Below are 24,234 nucleotides of genomic sequence, written 5' to 3'. Positions count from 1 at the left end.
TAATACTTCAAGGTAAAAATGCTATAATTATTTTGAACTATAGAAAGTAGGGTGTTCTTATGCGCTTAACTTTATACACAGATTACTCTCTCCGAACACTCATATATTTGGGTGCGAAGGAAGATGGCCAATTATCAACTATCCAAGAAATTTCAAATGCTTATAATATATCGAAAAACCATTTAATGAAGGTGACACACCAACTTGGATTATTGGGCTATATTGAAACGATTCGAGGGCGTGGTGGAGGAATTCGCCTAGCAATTGATCCAAAGACCATTACAATTGGTGAAATAGTACGCCATACAGAAGAGGATTTCCATCTTGTCGAATGCTTTGACAAAGAAAATAATCTATGTAAGATTGCTCCAGAATGTCAGCTAAAGGGCGTATTATACGAAGCACTACAAGCCTATTTAGCCGTCCTAGATCGTTATACTCTAGATGACTTTTTACATTCGAAAGAAAAGTTGATGGCACTGTTGCTTGGCGAATAAAAATACCCGCACAACTCAAGTTGGACGGGTATTTTTTATGTCTATATTATTTTACAATGCCTTTGAAAAGAAAATCATATCTAGTGCACGAATTCCATTTTCATAGATGGGCTCTGGGTAATTACTGAAAAAATCTTTTTCAATTGCTTCCATACGAAAACCCGCTTTTTGATAGAATGCAATATTATCAATGCTAGAATTTGCAGTTCCAACAATTATCGTATGATATTCTTGCGAGTGACAAACCGTTGTTATTTGTCGTAGTGCTTCTTTCCCAAGCCCTTTACCTTGATACTTCGGTACAATCGCAATATTTTTTAACTCGACTGTCGAATCAGATTGTGGAAGAAGTAACGCTACACCCGCTAATTCTTCACCACATTTAATTTCGTATAATTCACCGTCATTTAAATATTCTCGAACAGCGACTTCACTTTCATCAGCTAATAATAATTGTGGTATATAGTCTTCCCGCACGCCTTCCACTTTCTTTAAGGATGTACGATATCGAACAAAATCTTCGCGCTCAAAAACATTTAAAACACACGGCTGCTTTTCTTTGATTTCTAGCCATGAATGCTCTTGCGGAAAATCATTCTCAACTCCTAATCGAATAAAAGACAACTTTTCCTGTGCTTTTTGTGAGCGTATATTAACCTTTCTAGCGCCTGCAAAAACACGCTTTAGCCCTAACTCAAAGAATGCAATATCTAAAATCGCAATTTTTGATTGAAGATTATAGCCTTTTCCCCAAAATTCATAGCCCAGCCATGAGCCAATATGACAGCTCTTTTTATTGTGATCAATAAACATTAATGCCGTCACACCAATAAGTTGTCCTTCCTCATCCAGAACAACACGAGGGACTGTCTTTCCAGCTTCTTCGTCTACACATTCACGTTTAATAAAATTTATCGTATCTTCTACTTTGCCAGCAGGTAATCCTAGTGCATCTCGAACCTGTGGCATAGAAGACAGTACATGCATCGCTTCAGCGTATTTTAAATCGTGCCTAACTAAAGTTACTACCATATGCTATTCTCCTTTTAACATGATTAAGCCTCATTGCAACGGATTTTTATCGTCCTCTAGTTGCATAAGAGCTTATTCCGTCTATTTTTCATGTCTATGGCTCATCACCATAACGTGAGATTGATTTCCGTTCCGACGGGGCGCTTTCCTGGGGCGTCCAGTCTCCACTCCAATCAACTTATACACATAGTATACGTTTTTTAAAAATCATCCCTAACTTTTGACAAGGTATATTCATTTATCCCTAAATTTAATTATACGTTAGTTGCCAGGATACACCGAAACGATCCTGAATCCAGGCAAATTTCTTAGAAAACCCATAATTATTAAGTGGCATTAACGCTTGCCCACCCTCTAAAATTTGAGCAGCTAGACTGTCGATTTCTTCTTCAGACTCACATTCCACAAATATAGAAGTTGACGGTGTAAACGTAAAGTTATGCTGTATTGCGCTATCATTCACCATCATTTTCAAACCCTTTAAATGAAGAACAGCCATTGCAACTTGTTGTGAGTTTTCCATATAAGTTAAGCTTTCCACCTGTAACTCTGAAAACCACTGTTGATATTGCTGAATAGCTTCATTGGCTTGTCCCTGAAACATTAAAAATGTAGTGGCACTTTTCATTTATTTAACTCCCCTTCATATTTTGTAATCCATTGTGCTGGTGTCATTTTCGAAACAAGCTCTCCAATTAATTCGTAAGGAATATTTTTAGTGCTTGTAAAACGAATACAGCTTTTCCCCATATTGAGTTTCGTCGGTACTCGTTTCGCATATTCCTCCTGGAACCACGAGAGTAACGCTTGATCTGCATAGATACCCATATGATAAACTGCAATATGACGTTTTTGTGCAGCAAGACTTATAAAGGGCAATGGAGTATTTGATGTAACATGATAGCCCTTCGGATAAGTAGATAACGGGACAGCGTAGCTTATCATGTCATAATACATATTTTCTTCAAAACCCTCTGGTAAATTGCTTTCTATCACATCCACTAGTTTGGCAAAACTCTCTCGCCATTTTTCATCCACTTGTTCAATATAAGTGTTCTTCATATTCTGCCCTCTTTTCAACATAGTATTATTGCTGTCTAAAGAACATGACCCTCTGCTTTTGCTTTTCGGTATAATTCCTTTGTTTTGTAGCCCAATCTAATAATTTCACGCATCTCCTCTAAGCGTGCTACTTGCGTCTCTTCCTTTTTCGCGCTATAGATATAACGGGCCCAGTCCTTTTGATAACCCGGTGTTAATCCATCATAAAATGTTAAATCATCCGGATTTTCCGCAAGCGAATCACGCAATTGAGGAATCATACCTTCATAGTCACTAACGCACTGACTACTCGCTGTCTTCTTCTTGCCACGTCCCTTGCCATCTCTCTTGATGCTTACTATAGAAAATGTCTCATCTAACGACATAAGACTTGCAAATTTATAATCACTGCCAACAATGTATTTCTCCTCGTCCACTTGAATTGCTGGGAAGATTTCATCACGATGGATAAACTGTTCATACTTCTTATTCCCCTTTTTCGGATAAACAAAAAATAAATAGCCTTGCTCCGTAAGAGTGTTTAACTTTAGTGCATTTTGTAAATATGTTACCATTTCATCAATAGTAAACACAAAGGCAATGATTCGATCATGAGGTGCATTTCCTGTTTGGGATATTCCCTCTAAAAGCATCTCCTGTGGTTGATTATGAATGGCAATGGACAAGCCATCCTTAATTTTAAATTTCTTTTGCATAGTTTTAACACCTCTTCTAATTATCAATACAATTTTCTCTTAGTTTTGATAGTATAGCTGATTTAGTGAAATTTTCGTATAAAAAAACGCTCGAACATTCTCGAGCGTTTAAAATTGAGATAAGTTACTTAATTTTTGTAGCCGCAACTATTCCTTTAATAATCGGAATGGCTATTACAATTAGCATGATTGGTAAGAACCACCAACCGATATTCTCTGCCTCCCCAAGTGCAATACGTATCATTTGGAATGATATAGCTGCAAATAAAATTAGACAGAGGTTTTTTGTTTCATTCAATCCTTTTCGGCTATTCAAATAAAACGCCTCTACATTACTTTCGTTTAAGCGTGCCGGATAATTATGCATATGAGGAGCTTTTTCAAGTAACCCTAACAAGATCCATAGAAATAGTCCGATGAGCGGAAGGATAAGTAACTCTATTTTTGAACCCCAACGATCAACTTCTCCTGCTCCATTAAAATGGCCAGGAATCTCCTCTGGTAATTTGCCCCACATTACAAAAATATAAAGAATGGATAGCACGAATAACCCGCCACCGATATAATCCCAAATCTTTTCATATTTCATTTTCGGCAATTTCAAAATTGGCCTATACATCTTCCCACTTCCTTGCTTATTCCTTTATTTATTCTACGGTACTACAGCTCATTAAGTTTCAAATTTATGAAAATTGTCACAATTACCAATGTTACATCGGTAACTATCCGCTTTCGCCAATATTAAATCGGCAATTTATTCTGCTTTTTTTATCATTTTATCTACAATTTACTTCCTTTTTGATTCTATCGATTAATGTAAAAATACTCATAATACTTTGTAAAATTCATATAATCTGATATAAATGGTATATACATATTTCATTTTTTTGTAACATTTCTACTAAATTACTGAGAAAGGAAACAACAACTATGCGATTTACTATCTACAAGAAGTTAGTACTCGGTTTTTTTATTGTTATTTTAGTATTAGTTAGCACAATCGGATTAAATTTTAAACAGCTTAATTCCGTAAACAAGACATATCGTGTGTTACTCGAAGAACAAACAACTAAATCTATTAGCATTCAAGAGCTACGCGCAATTGCTAAACAAGAAATTGTAAATATGAGAGGCTATCTATTACTTGGGGACAAGCAAAATTTTCAAAGTAATACGGCGTCACGCGAAGAATTTAAAAAGAAATATGATGAATTAAAGGCTTCGTTCGATTCTCAGAAATCGATTGAATTATTAGAGGCAATCAATAAAAGCGAGCAAGATGTTCAACAGTTTGCAGATCGAATGTTTTCATTAAAGGCTGCTGGAGAAACAGAGCAATACGAAAAGCTCGATAGTACACAAGGCCGCCTAATTATTAAACAATTCGATGAACGTGTAGCTAACCTTGCTAACTACCAAGATGAATATATAAAAGAAAAAATCGCTGCTACATCAAAAGAAATTCAAGCTATTAAATTCCAAATGATTATTCTTGGCATCTTTGCTGTTGTCATTAGTCTCATCATTGCTATGATCATGGGAAGCCTTATTTCCCGCCCTATCAAAGGTATGGCAAAAACCGCGAAAAAGATTGCTGATGGTGATTTAACAGCTGAGCAAATTCACATTAAGAATCGTGATGAGGTAGGTGATTTAGCACTTGCCTTTAATCAAATGGCGGTAAATTTAAAGGACCTTATTACAAATGTACGTCATAACACCGTGCAAGTAAGTGGTTCTGCTGCTGAGTTAACCGCAAGCGCTGAACAAACAATCCAAGCGACAGAACAAATTACTTCCTCTATACAAGAAGTAGCAAGTGGCTCCGAAGCTCAAGGAAAAAATGCTACTGAAAGCTCAACAGCTATGAAAAATATGACAAAAGGCATTCAACAATTGGCTGCGACGACAGCTGCCGTTTCAGAGCTTGCTATAGAAACAAATACTGAAGCTAATAAAGGAAATGAATCGCTACACCGTGTTATTACACAGATGGACACAATTAATTCAGCTGTTTTAGAATCTGCAAGCGTTGTGAAAAATTTAGGAAATCATTCCGTTGAAATTGGAAATATTATTGGTCTTATCACGGATATCGCAGAGCAAACAAATTTACTAGCACTGAATGCTGCAATTGAGGCAGCACGTGCAGGGGATCATGGTCGTGGCTTTGCAGTAGTTGCCGATGAAGTGAAGAAGTTAGCGGAGCAATCCAAACAATCTGCTGAACAAATTGCAACTTTGATTTCAGAAATACAACAGGATACAAACCGTGCCGTAACTGTTATGGATACTGGTACACAAGAGGTACAAGTAGGTATGCAAGTGGTAAAAGTGGCTGAGGAAGGCTTCTCAAAAATCGTTGAACTGATCGAACAAGTATCCCAACAGATTCAAGAAGCAACAACAGTTTCAGAGGAAATGTCATCAAGTGCTGAGCAAATTTACGCATCCTTCGATGAAATTGCAACAATTGCAAAGATGTCTTCATCTAATTTGCAAAATGTAGCTTCTGCTTCTGAGGAACAACTAGCGACTATTGAAGAAGTTGCCGCTTCTGCTGCCACACTATCAAACATGGCCGAGGAATTACAAACACAGGTTTCGCGTTTTAAGGTGGAGTAAAAAGTCTTTTTGCGCAAGCTTTTTTGATTTGTAATATCGTTAATTTCAACATTTACAAAGTCAATATTTGGGCTATTCAACATAAGTTGAGAGTATAAAATATTTTGTGTACATAAATAAGAGACAACAAAAAAAGGAAGACCTTTTCTTGATAGTTAAGTCATACAACTAATCATAGAAAAGAGTCTTCCCTATAAATCTTCAACAAAAACCGAGGCTCTAAGATATTACCTACGTTTTTCGTACTAACTAAGTATCCCACCTTCTATAAATGTTAATATTTTATCCGGAACAGATGCACACATTATTTACGTCTCTACATTTTATAAATATATTTTTTCCCTTTTTTGTTGAGTTACAACCGTTATACAATAAAGAATATTTCAAGCAAAGGAAATGATATTTTAAATCAACACACCTAATCTAATGAATAAAATTTTATACAATTATGTAATATTAATTAACAATTAGCGTGTTATTTTGTCCATCCCTACCAATTCGATATTTTTCTGAGCTATTTTTATTTTCATAATAAATATATTGATCGTTACAAGTAAAGCTAGCTACAGATGTTTCCGTTATTTTCTTAATTTTAAAACTATTTAAATTCATGACATATATTTTATTTTGATCTTTACGATTTAAAAAAACCAATTCGGTGTCTGTTAATATAAAATATGTTGTGATTATATCTGATAGGATTTTTTCCGAGTCTGTACTTGTGTCATGCTGGACAATTTGATTTTTTTCATTTAAATAATAAATTTTTTTTCCATCAAAAGCGACATTTTTTAGTCGTGGATATGTAATAATTACTTTTATTTTACCTGTTAACCTATCAACCCTACTTATCTTATCTTGATCGACGAAGTAAATATTCTTCTCATTTAAAAAGAAGGATTTTATTGAATTGTAAAAATATAAATCGGTATGATCCTTTTTATTCAATCCCACTAAACTAAAACTTTTTGTGTCTATACTTTTTTCAAAAATCACTTTCTCACTAAAGGTAGTCGTATCAACTTCTATTACAGAAAATCTGGTTAATTCTTTATAAAAGCCCGACTTTTCATAATCATATTTCATATAATAGACAAGCGATCCATTACCAAAAAGACTATTCTCAATCTTTGTTAATGATTGAATTGGATTTCTTATAAAGTTTCCTGTCTCTTTATTTTTTTTATTTTCAAAAACAATCTTAATATCTTCCAAATCGGTTTCATTTACATAAAATCGATAGTTTTCATTTTCAAAAGATTGTCTAGTTGAATCATTGTATATAACATCCTTTTCTCCGTCCTCCTTAAAAGGGGAACAGCCCACAAGATTAGTCATGACTAGACAAAAGATAGATATTATACTTGATAATCTCAGAAAGTTCCAGCGTTTCTTCTTGTTCCATGTATTACTATGCTTGTGGAAAATATAACTAATTGCAGCGATACTGAAGCATAATGTAATAACAAACAGGATAAATATAGTTATCAGAGAAATTTCCTCAAACTTCACAGTCATCTGATTTGTAAATCTGTTATACTCATGTTCATTCCCTCTAAAAAAACCAGTAGAAGCCATAAATCCCAGCGGTCCCGGTAAAAAGTATTTAGAGGATGCAAGACTAAATCCAAAATAAGGAATTACTATTGCGGCAGTAGAGAAAAAAATTGTAAATGCATATTTTTTTATCCATACAGAACAAAACATGATAACTACAGAAAAACTTAAATTCCCAAATGTTTTTATAACAGATGTCCATAGAAATGTAGAAAAAAGAGTGATCTTTTTTTGAGATGTCGCAAAATAAGCTAAACTTTGTAACGGGTAATCTCCATTTTCTAAACCATATTTTACTTGGAAGAACCCATATCGTATTAACGATGTTAATAAAGAAAGTATTATAACCGTCATTAATACTAGACTGATTTTAGTAAACGTATGTAATTTAGCACCTTTTTTTACCGTTAAGTGAATAACATCCATCTCGCTTGTAAACTCAGAACAAAATACCGGGGTCACCAATATCAACAATAATAATAAAAACAGAAAATCTATACGGTCATTAGACAATAGCCCATCCCAACCATTCGTAGATAAAAAATAACGATTTTCTGGTTTCTCCTTAATAAACATATATTGCTTGAAAATAAGGTTAAAACCGCTTTCATTTTTTACTTTGTTCTCTAATGGACCTGACAAGGTATTAAACTCATTTTCCGAAATATTTCCATCATAATAATCGTTGTATATTTTATTCAAGGCAACCTTTGCATCGGAAATTCTGTTTGATTCATTTGTAAAAAATTGTTCCAGTTCATCCGAGTACGGACCATTTACTTGATCTAAATAATAGGAATACTGAGAGGAATTTATTTCGAGTTCTTGATTTTTAGGTGTATCAAAAATCATAATAATCCCTATATTTATGATAAAAAACAAGCTAATCATTAAAAGGCCTTTTTGGTATAAAAACATTTTCTTCATTTCATAGAATAATAATGACATATTATTTCATTCCTTTGCTATAGACAATATTCTTTTTGATTATCAAGAGAATGCCAAATAGACAGAAGCCCACCCAAGTAAATGAAAAAATAAGAGCCAGAATATAACTAATAACGGGATAGCCAAATAAATTTACAAATTCCGTATTTCGAAATAATTCACGATTGACAATTAGCGTATATGGATTTAGAACTTTTAATAAAATTCGACTAGAGCCCATATTCATTTCCTGAATATAAATGGAGCCAAAGGTTAAAATTAAACTTATAATAAAAGGAGCCAAAGTGTTTTTAAATAGTGTAGTGACAAATAAAACTACTAAAGCTAGTACAAGAATTCCAACTGTTTTCAGTAGATTAGATAGAATTACGAATTCCCCTAAGTTTACATCAATTGACGAATTAACAAAATTTTCTATCGAATATATTGGGGAAAATGTACCCTCCAAAGATTCAAAAATAATCGCAAATGCAGCAAAATCAATTAACCAAAACCAAGAGCTAACAAAGCAAACAAAAATAACTGATGCCATTATTTTAGCTAGAACTGTTTTGCTCCCTCCAGCTTTTGTCGTTAATAAAAGTAAATCCATCTCCGTTTCCTTTTCAAAAATAAATACATTAACTAAGGCATATATACAAATAAGAATTACTAAAATAGTTGAAAAATCATAATGAATAAGATTTTTATACATTTCTACATATGAAAAACTTGGGATGATACGTCCTTTATACATTTCTACAATTGCTGCATTTTTTCTATACTCGTATTCATTCTCTATAGATTCAAAAAAGTCTTTATTTTTTTTTGCAGTGGTGACCACATTATTTGCATAGTTTCTATACATATAGGCATATTCCATTGGATTCACAAAATTCCATTGAAAAAAATAAGTATCATTATATAAATTTCCGGTATATGTATTTGGATTATCCATTGCGGTACTCGCAGTCATATCCGCTGTTTGTTCGTTAAGTGGTTGATAAATCGACATGAGTTTTTCAATCTTTTCATTTGTAATGGTTCCTCTGAAATCTTCGTACATTTCCCAATATAAGTATTTCCAAGTTGGATCCGTACTTTTGGATAACAGTGAAGATGTATCATATATACTGTGTATTTTAACAATGTTCAATACACTAAAAAGAAGGATTGCTACGATAATTGACTTTTTAAAAAACTGTTTACGACATTCGAAAATAAAGATTTTCATAATCTTTCCACATCTCCCGCAAAGTACAAAAATACATCTTCTAAATTAGGATGTACATTTATAGCATTCACATCGGGTTTAACGTCATCAATTACTCTTAAATGAATACCCTCTTGATCACGCACCATGTTACTGATTTTTAATTGATTCAATTTTTCTCCCATTGTTTCATTTGTTACAGTCACTTGCCAAACTTTACTTTCTATTTCACGAACAAGTACAGAAGGCGAATCTTGTTTCAGAACATGTCCATCTTTTAGTAAAATGACCTTATTTGCAATAAATTCAATATCCGAAACAATGTGCGTTGCTAATATTACAATACGATTCTCTGAAAGTCTGGAGATTAAATTCCGAAATCGTATTCGTTCTTGCGGGTCAAGCCCTGCTGTCGGTTCATCTAATATTAAAATGTCAGGATTATTAAGCATAGCTTGTGCAATGCCAACACGTTGCCGCATTCCTCCAGATAAAGCCCCAATTTTCACGTTAGTAGCATTACTTAAATTCACGATATCCAATAATTCTTGTACTCTTTTTTCACTTATTTCTTTAGGAATACCTTTTAGTACACACATATACCTTAAGAATTCTATTACTTTGAAGTTTTTATAGAATTGAGGGTACTGAGGTAAATATCCGATACGAGATATAAAATCTATCCCCAAATCCCTAACATCAATATCATTAAATAATATTTTCCCTTTATCATTTTTTAGAACACCCACAATGATATTTATTAAAGTTGTTTTTCCAGCTCCATTTTCTCCTAGAAGACCATAAATACCCTCCTCAAATTCTAAGTTAAGACTTTTCAATACACTCTTACCCTTATATCTCTTAGATATATTTTCAATTTTAAGTTTCAACAATGGTTACCTCCTCTTATAAATAAGGTGCTTTCTTCTAACTTAATTTTTCAGAAAAAGCACCTTAGACAATTGAGCATATATTTACAGATAAGAGCTTTTTTGAATTTATAGTTAAAATACGATATTACTCTAATAAATATTTTTAATAATACATATTTTAGGCGGACAATTTTGTAATTATCTATACAATAATATTGAAGGAGTCTTTTCTAAAACAATTACATCATCTGGGAAATCATTTGCATTTATAGGAACAGACACAACATAAAATGTATTAAAATCCTCTAAATCTTTTACATCGATATTTACATCAATAATAGACATATTTCCCTTTGTTACCTCGGTTTCAAAGGAGCTTCCTTCTTTACTTGATACAGGTTTATGATTGATATAGAACGTATTTCGATACCGAACATTTGGGTGACCGAATATTTTAAATTTTACTTTAAGAGAACCGTCATCATTTATTTGAATATTTTCCATTTTTTCTTCATCTTCTGAATAAACACCGGTAAACACTTGATGATCCAATCTATCTAAATCTATTAGTTCCTTATCTAGCATCTCATTAGTCACTAGCTCTTTATACAAACTTACATCAATTAAAGATTGGTTTTTTTTGATTTTCGAAAAAACAGTAGTATCTGGATCCTGTTGGAATACCAAAGAACTCACCGCTTCTAAAGCTACATGATAACCACCGTAGCTACTTGTTTCTTTCATGTCAGGAATAAATGAAGGATTGTAAATGCTGGAAATACTAACACTAAGTGTGTCACCTTTTTTTCCAGTGATTGGGGTGAATATAAAAGATAAAGGCATATCTTTATTGTCTTCTGCTAAATCCATGACATGTAAAAATTCATAAGATTCTTCTTCAGAGTTGATTTTATAGGGTTGTGGTAACCCATCTATAAATATTAGAAACCCAATATTTTTTGCCTTTCCAGAAGCATTTACTAAGTAATCGATTTTTAACTCCCCACCATTATAGGTTAAGGGAATCATTTCACCATTATTATCTATTTTTGGATTGGAGAAACCATGATTTAAAGCGCCCATTACAACTGTTTCATCGCCCTCTCCCTTAAATGGATTCTCCTTTATATCCTTCACTTCATCATCATGATCTAAACTACTTTGTTTCGAACAGGCTGAGGTTAAAAAAGTAATTGTTGCTAAAATTATTAATAATTTGTAAAAATTGGATATTTTCATAATTTCCCTCTATTCAATTTTACTATCTCTTAAAATGATAGAAATAGTCTATCCGCTTGTTAACGAAATATAGTCCATTTCTCTATCGATACAAACATAGATGTGATAATAAATTATCACATCTATGTTTTGAATTAACATATTCTCATTTACTATCTATTAAAGAATGTATATGTATACACGGCTTTAGCACCATATGTGCTTCCACCTTGCACACCATGTGTTCCATACATTACATGTGAGCTATCTGGTGCGTAGGTAAAACCAATTCCGTGCATCTTGTCCCCCCTAGAACTTTTTAATTCCTTATAACTAACTACTGTCTTCCCATTTTTATCTTGGATTGAATAACCGGCTACCAAATAAGCATTATCGTTATTTTTAGTTACAGTTGTATCTGCTCCTCCAGCGTCACCACCAAGATACGAATAGCCCGTTAATGTCCCATATCCATTAGCAGATGTGGATGATTCATTAGCAGAAGCTGCCGTGACCAATGATAAAGAAAGAGCCGCGGTAGCCATACCAATGCCTAATTTTTTTCCTAAATTCATAATGAAAACCTCCTAATATTATTCAGGGAAAATACAAAATTTATTTTACAATACATTTCCTATTAACCCTATATTTACATATTACACCACTTGAACAGGGAAATAAAGGGTAAATTATATTTTTCATTATAATATATATATTATTTTACAATTTTTCTTTATATATGTAAAAATACCTTTATATATTATAATAAATAATTTTAAATTTTACATTTTGTATAATATAAAAGCAGAAACTTACGTATCGTAATTGTTGTCGAAACAAACCACGAAAGGAGTTTCCGCTTTGTAATTTACAATTTATCAAATTGTTTTATCGCACCTTTATAACAACAATTTTTGCATATACATAATATTTTATCTCTTTCAAGGGAGACAACATTTTAAAAATGTAGCTGAAAATGTATTTGTAATTAAATACGATTTAGGATGATAATTCTAATCTAGTAATCCTCGGTATCTTCATTATTTACTTCGTAATCTTTCTCTAAATAACACTTAATTATAATTAAAACCCGCTTGGTTTAATTTCTTTGCACCTTCCGCTTCAATTAGATTCTTAAGCTCAGTTCATCAAAATCAGTATGTTTTCCTAGCCAAAATTTCATTTCATGCTTAATCGGTAACCATGTTTCAATGGTAACTTCATTGTAGTGAATTTAGACTTAGAGTTTATCTAAAGCATTTGCCAATTTCGCTTCATATGTATCTTTATGTTCAAATTCAAACCACAAATCATAAACTGTTGGCCTGTGTCATTGCCTATCATATCTCTTATTTTTTCAATCGCTAGAATTTCATTTTGTCTCTTTTCTATTTTTAGTTCAGCATTATACATCGTAGCAAGTGCTGGAATATCAGTTGCATAAACCTCTACTAAACCATGTATAATAATTATTTTTAATAGACGTTCTCTATTAATTTTTTGTAGTAAGTGTTCTTCTATAGCCACCGCCAGCCATTATGCTACTCGCCACGTATGTTCAGCAGCACTTTCATGTCGCCCATCTGAAAGCAAACTATGTCATAGCTCACACTTTAAGCCTTCCGCCATATGCAATAGTTTTAACACATTACGTAAAAGTCCATTGTTGTCACCTTTTATTTATACTTTTCATTTAATACACTTAACATTTTAATTACTGCCGTTTCCTCACCTGGTACTTGTAAGGATGCAAGCTCACGTACTTTATGCTCACCTACACAAACGCTTTCTTTTGCCTTTGCAAACATCGACGCATCATTCGTGTCATTACCAAATGCGATAAATTCACCTTCAGCGACACCTAATTTCATTAAGCCATTCCACTTATCAATGCCATTAGGACTCATATCTACAATATTTTCGGATGTATGTTCATATAACGAGATTGGTAGTTTTTTTAGCTCACCTACTATTTCATTACGTTGCGCTCCAGGAAATAAAACAATTTTTACGATATCCTTTAGTTCATGTAATGACACGTTTTTCGCAAGCTTTAGTGGATCTAAATTTTGATAAATTGGATGTGTCTCACTACCTGTATACGCATAATCCCAATCACCGTCTACTAAATAAGGTAGTTGAAAGGTAGAAATAATATTTTGAATCTCTTCTACAATTTCTACTTCAAATGCTGTTACCTCAACAGTTTCTCCGTTCCGTGCAACAAATGCACCATTTCCCCCTACCATTGGAAATTTCCTCATTGTTTCAGGTAATACAGGCAATAAATCACGAATCGGACGAGCTGATGCAAAAATGATTTCATGCCCATTCTCTATACAAGCTTCTAGAGCATTTTTAATTCCTTCACTTAATGGTTGACCCTTAAAACAAATCGTTCCGTCTAAATCAAATACAAATTTCATTGTCACGCCCTCTTTCTAAACTGTTAATTGCCCATTTATTATCTCATAAATATTTACATTGATTGTGAAAAATAAAGTGAATCACCATATCGTGGGGTTGATTTCCGTTCCGGCTTGGGGCTTTCCTGGGGGCGTCCGATGATCCAAAATTAAGAGTGTTTTTTTCATTATCAAATGGATCGATTTCATAATAAATTATTGAGCATCTTATAAGACAGAAAAAAAATAATTTTTAGAATATTGTTGACATTCAAGAGATATCGAAGTATTATTGCTTTCAACAACACATTATTGTAGGCCAAGATTGGAAATAGTAGGAATGCAAGTGTACTTGTAGAGAGTCGGTGGTTGGTGAAAACCGATAGACACACATTTTGAACTCGCCCATGAGCCACTCCCTGAACTTTGAGTAAGGGACGTCGGTTTCCTCCGTTAACAGGATAGACAGTGATAGCTGTCGATAAGGGGACTTTCTCTGTAAGGAGAAGGTCAATTAGAGTGGTACCGCGAGCATAAACTCGTCTCTATATTTTTATATAGAGGCGGGTTTTTTTATTGATTCCAAAAAGTTTATTGGCCTAAGTGTGGATTTCGTCTCTAGCCTCAGAGTAACGGTTCAAAGCAGAGACAATATCAATATAATGACAACTACTACAAAAGGAGTGTTTGAAAATGGGAAGAAAAATTTGGGTGTTTGATACAACTTTACGTGATGGTGAGCAAGTGCCAGGTGCAAAACTGAATTTATACGAAAAAGTAGAGATTGCTCAGCAACTCAAAAAATTAGGCGTCGATATTATCGAAGCTGGTTTCCCTGCTTCATCACAAGGAGATTTTGATGCAGTTAAAGCTGTCGCACAAAAAGTTGGTCATACAAGTGACATTATGATTACTGCTTTAGCACGTGCTGTACAGGCAGACATTGATGCTGTTTATAACGCTGTAAAATACGCTGAAAAACCTATGATTCATATGGTGCTTGGTACTTCTGACATTCATGTTAAGAAAAAATTTAGTAAATCCAAGGATCAGATTCTACAGATTGGTGTTGATGCAGTAAAATATGCAAAAACTCTTCTACCACAAGTCCAATATTCCACAGAAGACGCATCTCGCTCTGATTTTGAGTATCTTTGGAAAACCATTGAAGCTGTCATGAAGGCTGGTGCCACAATGATTAATGTACCTGACACAGTCGGCTTTGCAGAACCGGAAGAATTCGGAGCAATGATTTATAAACTAAATGAACGTATGAAAAACTTAGACGATAGCGTTTTACTAAGTGTCCATTGTCATAATGATCTTGGTATGGCAACTGCTAACACGCTTGCTGCGATTAAAAACGGCGCAGATAAAGTAGAATGTACAATTAACGGCATAGGTGAACGCGCAGGTAATGCAGCATTAGAAGAAGTCGTCATGGCGTTGAAAACACGTAGCTCTGTATACAATGCTGAGACGCGTATTAACACAAGAGAAATTATGAATACGTCTCGCCTTGTTTCAAGCTTTATGGGCTTAGATGTACAAGTAAACAAAGCAATTACTGGGGATAATGCTTTTGCCCATTCCTCTGGTATTCATCAAGACGGCCTTCTAAAATCTCGCGATGCCTATGAAATTGTACATCCAGAAGATGTAGGTCTTGATGATATGGAGCTTGTTCTGACAGCTCGCTCCGGGCGTCACGCGGTGAAAAATGCCCTTGAAAAACTTGGCTTCTCAAATCTTTCTACAGATGAATTTGAAGGGATTTTCGAAGGCTTTTTGAAACTTGCTGATGCTAAGAAAGAAGTTTACGATCACGATTTATATGTTATTGTGGAAAGCTATTATGAAAAACATGACGCAAACAATGCTAATGCTACTCATTATAGTGATCAGTTCTTTGACTTCGATGATTTACAAGTCGTCAGCAACGCTAGCTTCCCTTCAGCAAGTGTGAAAGTACGTAAAGGCGGGGAGATATTTAAAGCAAGTGCAGTTGGCTCAGGTCCGATTGATGCCCTATATTCAGCCATCGCGGAAATTACAAACATTGATGTGAAACTTGTAGAATATAATATCAATAGCGTTTCTCGTGGAAAAGAAGCGCTTGGTAAAGTAAAAATTACAATCGAGCATGAAGATGAAAAATATATCGCAAAAGCTGCGGATACAGATATTTTAAAAGCGAGTGCGCTAGCTTATATTAATGCTATCAACAGTATTGTTGTTGCTAAATTAACGCCTGTTATGAACTAATTAAATAGTTAAAAGAGGCTGGGACAAAAAGAAAAAATGTTAGACCGATTGTATTTCGGTCTAACATTTTTTTGATTTAGGAAGGAACACTCTACTCATCGAAGCGAAAAAGTTATTATCTATTTTCGCTATTTTTCAAAATAATCGAGTTCTGTCCCAGCCTCTTTCATTTTCGCTATCGACTGCCCTCCACCAACTTTTGATATTCCTCTTCAATCAATTCAACATCAAGACGTTCAAAGAGTGGTGTCACTTCGCTAATGCTTGCTGGTAAGTCCACTTGCTCATGCCACATCACTTCGTTTATTCCTAACATTTTTCTCACCTTCTCAGCTGAAAACGGTAAAAATGGATGCAACAGCTGTCCAAGATTAGCAATAATATAAACACACGTTGCTAATGTTCGATTACCAGCTTCTACATTCTCTTTCACCTGTAGCCACGGCTGCTGCTCGTCAAAATAGCGATTCGCCACACGAATGTATTCAAAAATAGCTTCTAAAGCTTGTTTAAAATGACCCGCTTCTATATGAATCCCAACATCATTAAACAACTGAATCGTTTGTTTTCGGATAGTGTCATCTACCTCGGCTTGAGGCACTTTGCTATCAAACGATTTTTCTAAAAACTTCAATGTTCGATTGACAAAATTACCATAAGCGCCAAGTAATTCGCCATTATGACTATAAATAAATTCCCGCCATGAGAAATCAGTATCACGATTTTCTGGCGCATTCATTGTTAAAAAATAACGAATAGAATCTGCATCGTATTGACTCAAAATATAAGGCACCCATACCGCCCAGTTTTGGCTCGTCGATAATTTTCGCTTTTCTAATGTTAAATATTCGTTTGATACAATATGTGTAGGTAAGGCCTTTGCTCCTATACCCATAAGAATGGCTGGCCATATAACTGTATGGAACGGAATATTATCCTTACCATGCACATAATACGAAATCGTTTCTTCATTCCACAAATCTTCAATCGCTATTTGATGCAGTTTTGCCCATTCAATACTAGCTGTTAAGTAACCTGCTACTGCTTCAATCCACACATATATTTTTTTGCCTTCAAAACCTGCTACAGGCACGTCTATTCCATTTGGTAAATCCCTTGTTACAGCGCGGTCCGGAACCCCTTCTGCCAAATAACGTTCTGTTAAACCTAAAGCATTGTCTCGCCAGCGTTTTTCCGCCTTTGCCTCCGCTAAATAAGTCTCCAACCTCCCTTGAAACTGACTAAAAGCAAAATAAAAATGCTCTGTCTCCCTGATAATTGGCTCATTCCCACAAATTTTACAGCGTTTATCGATTAAATCGAGCGGGTCTAAAATTGTTGAGCAATTATCACATTGATCACCACGCGCCTTCGCACCACAGTTTGGACAAATCCCCTCTACAAATCGGTCCGGCAAAAACTGCTTGTCCGTTTCACAATATGCTTGTTCAATTTTCTTTTTGTATAAAAAATTGTTCGCTAGTAGCTGTAAAAAAATTGTCTTAACAGATTCATGATGGTGCTGAGCGTCTGTTCTCGTATACAAATCATAGGTAAATCCTAAATCTTTGAAGCACCTTGTAAACTCCTCGTGATAATGATCAGCAATTGCTTCCGTTGTCGTGTTTTCCTGTGCAGCTCGAATAGAAATCGGTGTGCCATTACAGTCACTTCCCGAAACATATAAAACCTTCTCGCCCTTTTGTCGGTAATATCTAGCCAAAATATCACCTGGTAATAATGCGGCAATATGTCCTAAATGCAAAGAACCATTTGCATATGGCCACGCGCCTCCAATAACGATTGTCATCCTAAGTTGCTCCCCTCGAAAAAAAAGTGTACAAAAAAGTGTATATCAATTACGCCTCGGTGTAATTGCCGCTGACGCTTCGCTTTCGCGCAGATAAACAATACGTCTGGATTTTGAATTGTGCTAGCACAATTCTTCCTTTTAAAATCCGTGACATCCGCCGGAGGCTTTATCTTCATTCAGGTAAGCCCTGAATGAAGATAAAAAAAACGCCCTAATCAAAATTGATTAGGACGAGTATACCCGTGTTACCACCTATATTTACAAATAGCTCACACTATTTGCCTCCATCAGTACGTTACATTTTAATAATGAGAGATACTGCCGCTGTTGTAACGAGTGCCCATCTCGTCGTAATCTACTCGCAAACTTGCTTTCGGCACGAAGCTCAAAGGTCATTTTCAAAAGGGGGCATTGGCCTCATTTCCACCAACAGAGGTTCTCTATATAATACTTACCCAATTTACTTTTCCTTATCAATGCTTTTACTATAGATTTCCACCATTTTACTCTTTCTACCCTTGAATTGCAATGCATGTCGATAAATGACTGAAAGTTCTCGATAAAATGAAAAAGTTAGGCGATAAATCAAAAAAGTTGGGTGATAAATCATTCAATCTTCTCGATAAATCAGAAAATGTAGTCGATAAAATTTTATCCTATCTTTATATAAAGTAGCTCTTTTAAATCATCGATGACTATGTCTGCTTTCTGCAATTCTGTTTCCTGCGCAAAGTCGAATCGTACACCAACAGAGAGTAACTGATTGTCATGAGCTGCCTGAATATCAGAAGAACGGTCACCTACAACTGCTCCGCGTTCAATGGCATTTTCCTCGATTACCTTTTTCACTAAATCAGATTTATGACCGCTCGAAATAGACTGAATACTATATGTACCTTTGATAAAACGCTGCAATTGGTAGGTTTCTACTATTGCTTGTAAATACTCGGTTTGTCCATTACTGGCAATGAATAAATCATAGTTTTCTGCCAAAGTAGCAAGTGTTTGCTCTGCATTTGGATACAATGCGCCCTGGCGATTCCGTATTTGTTCAATAAGTTTAACATGGAATAATGCATTGCTTTCTTCACGTGTCTCTAGCGCGTGCATAGGACATAACGTTTCCCAGACAACAGGTAATGGAACCCCCATAATTTCGCGATATTTCTCTATTGGTGTTTCACCCTGCCACAAGCCTTTTGCACGTAACACATCGAACGTTGCCGATAGTGCTGGCTCTAATATTAGATTTGTCTGAAATAAAGTACCATCCATATCAAAAATAATAGCTTTTTTCATAAAATCACCCCTTCTGTATTATTAACGTTTTCTCCTCTTTTATTGTTTCTCGTTAATATTATACAATTTTGAGACCTCTCTAGTTTCCTAAACTAAAAGGGGCTCCATATTTTTAAGGTTCTAAGGGTACTATCATTTCTAATTCCTTTATTTCTTTCCAATAACCTTGCTCATCCGCCTTACCTGGTTTAAGTGTAAATGATTTTGGCATTTTCTCCATAGGAGGCAGTACTAGAATAATATGATGTCCATAATCCTTGGTTGCACCTATTTGCATATTTGCGCTATCATATAACTTCCCTTCACTATCAATTACCTCAAACTCAAAAAATGGCCATTTATCATTTCTATCCTGTTCTCTTGGATAATCTACTAGGACATCTATACGTGTCGATAGCGGTGTGGATGATACCTGTGCAACGTTTAACTTATATAACCCATTGTTAGTACTAGATTTTACATTTGGATAGAAGTTAATAACTTCTTCCTTTAATTTTTCCAGAGTAAAATCCACATGCCAATTACCTTTGTAGCCAAATAAATCTCTCCCATCCAAGGCTACTTCAATTTTATCCCCGTATATATCTGTATTCGATAACGTTAATTCATGATGCTCAATAATTGTGTTTTTATCTATATCATCTTGGCCTGTAGAACCTACCGCAACATCTATTGGCTTCCCATTGACAGTTAGCATATTAGTACCTACATTCTCTTCTTCTAAAGAAACACCATTCTGCCCTGTATATGCAACCGTAACTATTAATCTATTTCCATCATATACCGCTTCTTCAACAGCCATTGTAAGACCTGCATGAGTATCCTTCTTTCCTATTTCTGTCATAAAATGTTTTTGTTCAATTTTTTTAGCTGCAATATCCCCAAACTCAGCATAGATGGCTCCAATATAAGGTACATTGGTAAGTGCAGTAGCTATTGTAGGGGAGAAAAATCCCGAACCTAGTAGCGCTATGCACAATCCGCAGGCAACAAGAAGAGGTTTTATAATTCTAATGATCCGCTTCTTCCTTTTTGCTGCACTTATTGCCGCCTGCTCTCTCATCATCAATTGTTGAAGTGGAATATCGATACGATCAATAGATTGATTATTATTTTCCTTACTCATACAAGTAGCCCTCCTTTAAGATTGGTTTTAACTCTTTCTTAGCTCTATTAATATAGGATTTCACTGTACCTTCAGGACATCCCAGCATTTTTGCAATCTCTTTGACAGAAAAATCATGATAAAAGCGTAACCACATAATCGTTTTATACTTATCATCTAATGTTTCAATAGCCTCTTTTAAATCCATTGAATAAGTAACATTCTCCATATTTTGATTTCCTGCTATCTCTGCAAAAAACTCCGCATCTCCTGGAGTGAATTTTCTTGAATCTTTTCTAATAAAATCTATAGATTTATAAACCACAATCTTACTAATCCATCCTGGAAAACTATTTGGATTCTTTAATGTTTTCAATGTTGTATAAGCTTTATAAATAGACTCTTGATAAATATCAAGCGCATCCTGTTCATTTCGAACATATGAATAGGCAGTACGATACAATTTCTCGCGCATTAAAGCAATCAACTGCTCAAATGCTTCATCATCCCCCCTTTTTGCGCTCTTAACCAATTTTTCTATATCCACCTAATCTCCTCCTTCTGGTTACACTTTAAAGTCGTTTGAGAAAAGGAAAACGTTGCAAAAAAAATAGATGTCCTCCTCTTAAAGATAGAGACACCTATTTTTTAATATTAATCAAAAAACTCCATATGCATTTTTTCTTTCTTATAGTAATCCAATCGATCCTGTAAAGTCCCTGTATGAAATTCGAATTTATGACCGTCTGGATCTGTAAAATAAATCGATTTTTTATCTCTTACATCTCTTTGTCTGCCTTCCAGAATATTGACACTATACTGGACTAACTTTTCATACATGTCTTCAAAATCATCCTCATGGATAGAAAACGCTATATGTGTATAGGATTGATGTATGTCATTGCGTGGAATATCCTTTTCTACATTCAGGGCAAGCCACAGCCCATTTACATCTAAATAGGCTGTGCTTCTACCCTTCACTAATAATTTTGCGTCAAAAACCTTTTCATAGAATGCGATGGATTCCTCTAAATTTGAAACTGAAAATAATAAATGATTTATGTTTTGGATTGTCATTTTCGTGCCCCCAACTATGAAATCGCCGATAAATTGCTCACTCTTAATTTGATTTTTTGCCTTTCTTTAAGCCTTTCGCAATTTGCTTCCATTTGCGTTGCTCATTTAGTCTTGCTTGAGCATTCGTTTTGCGTTCGATAAACGCAAGCTCTCTTTGCAATTTAAAGTAGCTTTGGAGACGTGATTGTTCAAGAACGCCATCTGTAATTGCTTGCTGTACAGCACAATGCGGCTCCTTCTGATGTGTACAATCCCTGTAACGACAGGCCGCAGAAAGTTCCTCAATATCCCGAAAACTAGAGGATAAGCTATCACTTTGATCCCATAACTGCAGCTCGCGCATTCCAGGCGTATCAATTAAACAGCCGCCACCTGACAATAAAACTAACTCACGATGTGTTGTTGTATGGCGCCCTTTCGCATCATCTTCACGAATATCCGAAACCTTCATAAGCTCCTCACCACTAAGAGCATTTGTCAAAGTGGACTTCCCTGCGCCAGAAGAGCCAAGTAATGCTCCTGTCACACCTTCCGTAAATAGCGCACGGATATCTTCTAAGCCCTCGCCTGACAGAGCGCTAGTCACAAAAACATCCACACCAAACGCTACAGACTCAACCTCACGTAGTTTACTAGAAACATCTTCACAGAGATCAGCCTTCGTCAATACAACGATTGGCTTCGCACCCGAATCCCACGCAGCTACTAAATAGCGTTCTAAACGACGAATATTAAAGTCTGCATTTAAGCTCATAACAAGAAGCACGATATCAACGTTCGATGCTACAATCTGCTCTTGTATTTCCAATCCCGCGGCCTTGCGGGAAAAGACTGATTTTCGTGTAAACAATTTATGAATAATCGCCTTTTCCTCACCCGGCATTTTCTCAACAAGCACCCAATCTCCAACCGCCGGGAAATCCTCACGTGCTAATGATGTATACGCGTAATGTCCAGCAATCGTTGCCAGCCACTCTCCTTCTTCAGCCAGTACACGATAAGAATGCTTATGCTCTAAGGTAACCCTAGCAGGCACGCAGTTCGCTAGCTTAGCCTCCTGTTTAAATCCAGTCATTTGCTCTTCAAAATATGTTGAAAATCCTAAAGTTGTTAAATTCAATTTGTTTTCCTCCTAAATGTGCATATCGTTTGTCATCAATTGAAAATAAAACACAAAAAACCTTGTCTCTGCGCAATTCGGCAGTACAAGGTTCACAGGCACATTTAAGGGAATATATAAATCACCACAATTGTGATTTAAATACACTGCGTGGTCAATTTATATATTTTAGGCGTGTGAAATTGAACAAACCGAATTGCAGTTCGTTAAAAACGGATCTATTCATCATGTCACATCACCTACTTCCGATTTAGTTAATTTCAATGTAGCAAAATATTCTTAAATTGTCAATCATAATCTAACAAGCATGTACCCCCTACCTTCCTGCATACAATGAACAAGACCACTAGTTGCGAAGGAGATGTTGAATTGTCAAAAATCATTTCTATCAGTACATACCAACCACCGTACACATTACAGCAGACAAACGCAGAGGAGCTAACGAAGGAGCTTTTTCATGCAAAAATCCCTAAATTAGAACGTTACTTAAAAGTTTTTGAGAATGGTGGTATTGCAACACGTCATTTTTGTGTACCACCAGAATGGCATCGTACTGATCATTCCTTTGAGGAACGTAACGATTTATATATTGAGCTAGCTACACAATATAGCATTGACGTCATTCAAGCATGTTTACAAAATGAAGCATTTTTACAATCACCGATTTCTCCTAAAGACATTGATGCCATCATTTTTGTGAGTACGACAGGCTTCTCCACACCAAGTATTGATGCACGGGTTATGAATAAACTTCCTTTTTCAGACAGGCTTAAACGTATTCCTCTTTGGGGGCTTGGCTGTGCTGGTGGTGCGGCAGGTGTTAGTAGAGCCTATGATTTTTGTCGTGCCCATCCAGAAGCAAAAGTTCTTGTCGTTTGTGTCGAGCTTTGTAGTCTAACCTTTCAGCCGAATGATTTTTCAAAAAGTAATTTAATCGGTGCCTCTCTTTTTGCAGATGGAGCAGCATGTATACTCGTCTGTGGAGATGAAGTGAATATCGCAGTAAAAAAATCAATACCTGCTATTATCGGGACTGGCTCTAAATGGATGCCAGATTCAGAAAATGTTATGGGCTGGAATATTAAAAATAATGGTCTACATGTCGTTTTTCAGAAAAGTATTCCTGCCATAATCACCAATTGGCTCGGCCCATTCATTGAACAATTTTTATTGGAACATGAACTATACAGTGAACAGCTTAACCATTTCATAGCACATCCTGGCGGTAAAAAAGTATTAAAAGCCTATGAAGATACTCTTTATCTAGCTCCCCAAAAAACCGACATTTCTCGGGAAATATTAAAATATCATGGAAATATGTCATCTCCTACGGTGCTATATGTATTGGAGCAATTTATGTTAAACGAAGGACAAGTAGAGGATACTGGTTTGCTCGTCGCTCTCGGCCCTGGCTTCTGTGCTGAAGCTGTATTACTTAAATGGAGGGAGTAG

At 35.3% G+C, this 24,234-nt stretch carries 21 protein-coding genes, 1 pseudogene and 2 other annotated features; of the genes and pseudogenes, 4 read left to right on the top strand and 18 right to left on the bottom strand.

Going from position 1 to position 24,234, the window contains the following annotated elements; genetic code table 11:
* Nucleotides 1-59 precede the first annotated feature (59 nt).
* A complete protein-coding gene (locus tag ACQKOF_RS04085) occupies nucleotides 60-497 on the top strand; it encodes an Rrf2 family transcriptional regulator (protein WP_400724858.1) in 438 nt (145 codons plus the stop codon).
* Between the two features lie 51 nt (nucleotides 498-548).
* On the opposite strand, the gene ACQKOF_RS04080 is transcribed toward ACQKOF_RS04085, so the two are convergent.
* The 5 genes from ACQKOF_RS04080 to ACQKOF_RS04060 all read right to left on the bottom strand — a co-directional run bounded on the left by ACQKOF_RS04080 (nucleotide 549) and on the right by ACQKOF_RS04060 (nucleotide 3,905).
* Nucleotides 549-1,529: a GNAT family N-acetyltransferase gene (locus tag ACQKOF_RS04080; RefSeq protein ID WP_427553961.1), complete on the bottom strand. Its 981-nt coding sequence runs from the start codon at nucleotides 1,527-1,529 to the stop codon at nucleotides 549-551.
* Nucleotides 1,530-1,779: 250 nt separating this feature from the next.
* Nucleotides 1,780-2,157 carry a VOC family protein gene (locus tag ACQKOF_RS04075; RefSeq protein ID WP_427553959.1) on the bottom strand — a complete coding sequence of 126 codons (378 nt, stop codon included), beginning with the start codon at nucleotides 2,155-2,157 and terminating at the stop codon, nucleotides 1,780-1,782.
* The gene (locus ACQKOF_RS04070) at nucleotides 2,154-2,591 is read right to left on the bottom strand and encodes a DUF1801 domain-containing protein (protein ID WP_427553957.1); all 438 of its coding nucleotides are present in this window, start codon (nucleotides 2,589-2,591) and stop codon (nucleotides 2,154-2,156) included. Before ACQKOF_RS04070 ends, ACQKOF_RS04075 begins: the two co-directional genes overlap by 4 nt.
* A 35-nt stretch (nucleotides 2,592-2,626) precedes the next feature.
* The gene (locus ACQKOF_RS04065; protein ID WP_427553955.1) at nucleotides 2,627-3,286 is read right to left on the bottom strand and encodes a YdeI/OmpD-associated family protein; all 660 of its coding nucleotides are present in this window, start codon (nucleotides 3,284-3,286) and stop codon (nucleotides 2,627-2,629) included.
* Between the two features lie 124 nt (nucleotides 3,287-3,410).
* Nucleotides 3,411-3,905, bottom strand: coding sequence for a DUF1648 domain-containing protein (locus tag ACQKOF_RS04060; RefSeq protein WP_427553953.1), 495 nt, complete (start codon nucleotides 3,903-3,905; stop codon nucleotides 3,411-3,413).
* A 311-nt stretch (nucleotides 3,906-4,216) separates the two neighbouring features.
* Here ACQKOF_RS04060 and ACQKOF_RS04055 point away from each other — a divergent pair, with 311 nt between their 5' ends.
* The gene (locus tag ACQKOF_RS04055; RefSeq protein WP_427553951.1) at nucleotides 4,217-5,911 is read left to right on the top strand and encodes a methyl-accepting chemotaxis protein; all 1,695 of its coding nucleotides are present in this window, start codon (nucleotides 4,217-4,219) and stop codon (nucleotides 5,909-5,911) included.
* Nucleotides 5,912-6,367: 456 nt separating this feature from the next.
* On the opposite strand, the gene ACQKOF_RS04050 is transcribed toward ACQKOF_RS04055, so the two are convergent.
* The 7 genes and pseudogenes from ACQKOF_RS04050 to ACQKOF_RS04020 form a co-directional block, all read right to left on the bottom strand.
* Entirely contained in the window at nucleotides 6,368-8,416 is a 2,049-nt protein-coding gene (locus ACQKOF_RS04050; RefSeq protein ID WP_427553949.1) for a DUF5050 domain-containing protein, read from the bottom strand.
* 1 nt (nucleotide 8,417) lies between these two features.
* Nucleotides 8,418-9,629, bottom strand: a complete 1,212-nt coding sequence (locus tag ACQKOF_RS04045) for an ABC transporter permease (protein ID WP_427553947.1) — start codon at nucleotides 9,627-9,629, stop codon at nucleotides 8,418-8,420.
* Nucleotides 9,626-10,498, bottom strand: a complete 873-nt coding sequence (locus ACQKOF_RS04040; RefSeq protein WP_427553945.1) for an ABC transporter ATP-binding protein — start codon at nucleotides 10,496-10,498, stop codon at nucleotides 9,626-9,628. Before ACQKOF_RS04040 ends, ACQKOF_RS04045 begins: the two co-directional genes overlap by 4 nt.
* A 180-nt stretch (nucleotides 10,499-10,678) precedes the next feature.
* Nucleotides 10,679-11,719 carry a beta-glucanase/beta-glucan synthetase gene (locus ACQKOF_RS04035; protein WP_427553943.1) on the bottom strand — a complete coding sequence of 347 codons (1,041 nt, stop codon included), beginning with the start codon at nucleotides 11,717-11,719 and terminating at the stop codon, nucleotides 10,679-10,681.
* A 152-nt stretch (nucleotides 11,720-11,871) separates the two neighbouring features.
* Nucleotides 11,872-12,273 (bottom strand): hypothetical protein, encoded by a 402-nt coding sequence (locus ACQKOF_RS04030; protein WP_427553941.1) that lies wholly within the window; start codon nucleotides 12,271-12,273, stop codon nucleotides 11,872-11,874.
* Between the two features lie 498 nt (nucleotides 12,274-12,771).
* Nucleotides 12,772-13,327, bottom strand: a pseudogene (locus ACQKOF_RS04025) (HD domain-containing protein).
* 47 nt (nucleotides 13,328-13,374) lie between these two features.
* Nucleotides 13,375-14,124 carry an HAD-IIB family hydrolase gene (locus tag ACQKOF_RS04020; protein ID WP_427553939.1) on the bottom strand — a complete coding sequence of 250 codons (750 nt, stop codon included), beginning with the start codon at nucleotides 14,122-14,124 and terminating at the stop codon, nucleotides 13,375-13,377.
* A gap of 291 nt (nucleotides 14,125-14,415) precedes the next feature.
* Nucleotides 14,416-14,653, top strand: a binding site (T-box leader).
* Between the two features lie 143 nt (nucleotides 14,654-14,796).
* On the opposite strand from ACQKOF_RS04020, the gene ACQKOF_RS04015 reads away from it, so the two are divergent.
* Nucleotides 14,797-16,368, top strand: coding sequence for a 2-isopropylmalate synthase (locus ACQKOF_RS04015; protein ID WP_427553937.1), 1,572 nt, complete (start codon nucleotides 14,797-14,799; stop codon nucleotides 16,366-16,368).
* 175 nt (nucleotides 16,369-16,543) lie between these two features.
* Here the strand turns inward: ACQKOF_RS04015 and metG are convergent, their stop codons facing one another.
* From metG to rsgA, 6 genes are all read right to left on the bottom strand, one after another.
* Entirely contained in the window at nucleotides 16,544-18,178 is a 1,635-nt protein-coding gene (gene metG / locus ACQKOF_RS04010) for a methionine--tRNA ligase (RefSeq protein ID WP_427553935.1), read from the bottom strand.
* A gap of 226 nt (nucleotides 18,179-18,404) precedes the next feature.
* Nucleotides 18,405-18,667, bottom strand: a binding site (T-box leader).
* A 165-nt stretch (nucleotides 18,668-18,832) separates the two neighbouring features.
* The gene (locus ACQKOF_RS04005; protein WP_427553933.1) at nucleotides 18,833-19,480 is read right to left on the bottom strand and encodes an HAD hydrolase-like protein; all 648 of its coding nucleotides are present in this window, start codon (nucleotides 19,478-19,480) and stop codon (nucleotides 18,833-18,835) included.
* Nucleotides 19,481-19,592: 112 nt separating this feature from the next.
* Entirely contained in the window at nucleotides 19,593-20,606 is a 1,014-nt protein-coding gene (locus ACQKOF_RS04000) for a DUF4179 domain-containing protein (RefSeq protein WP_427553931.1), read from the bottom strand.
* Nucleotides 20,599-21,132 carry a sigma-70 family RNA polymerase sigma factor gene (locus ACQKOF_RS03995; protein WP_427553929.1) on the bottom strand — a complete coding sequence of 178 codons (534 nt, stop codon included), beginning with the start codon at nucleotides 21,130-21,132 and terminating at the stop codon, nucleotides 20,599-20,601. Before ACQKOF_RS03995 ends, ACQKOF_RS04000 begins: the two co-directional genes overlap by 8 nt.
* 107 nt (nucleotides 21,133-21,239) lie before the next feature.
* Entirely contained in the window at nucleotides 21,240-21,662 is a 423-nt protein-coding gene (gene fosM, locus ACQKOF_RS03990) for a FosM family fosfomycin resistance protein (RefSeq protein WP_427553927.1), read from the bottom strand.
* A 43-nt stretch (nucleotides 21,663-21,705) separates the two neighbouring features.
* Nucleotides 21,706-22,782 carry a ribosome small subunit-dependent GTPase A gene (gene rsgA, locus ACQKOF_RS03985; RefSeq protein WP_427553925.1) on the bottom strand — a complete coding sequence of 359 codons (1,077 nt, stop codon included), beginning with the start codon at nucleotides 22,780-22,782 and terminating at the stop codon, nucleotides 21,706-21,708.
* Nucleotides 22,783-23,151: 369 nt separating this feature from the next.
* Here rsgA and ACQKOF_RS03980 point away from each other — a divergent pair, with 369 nt between their 5' ends.
* Complete coding sequence (locus ACQKOF_RS03980; RefSeq protein WP_427553923.1) at nucleotides 23,152-24,234, top strand: type III polyketide synthase; 1,083 nt, start codon at nucleotides 23,152-23,154, stop codon at nucleotides 24,232-24,234.

The organism is Lysinibacillus sp. NPDC093190, from assembly GCF_050280425.1.
GTDB lineage: Bacteria > Bacillota > Bacilli > Bacillales_A > Planococcaceae > Lysinibacillus.
This window is presented reverse-complemented; position numbering and strand designations above follow the sequence as displayed.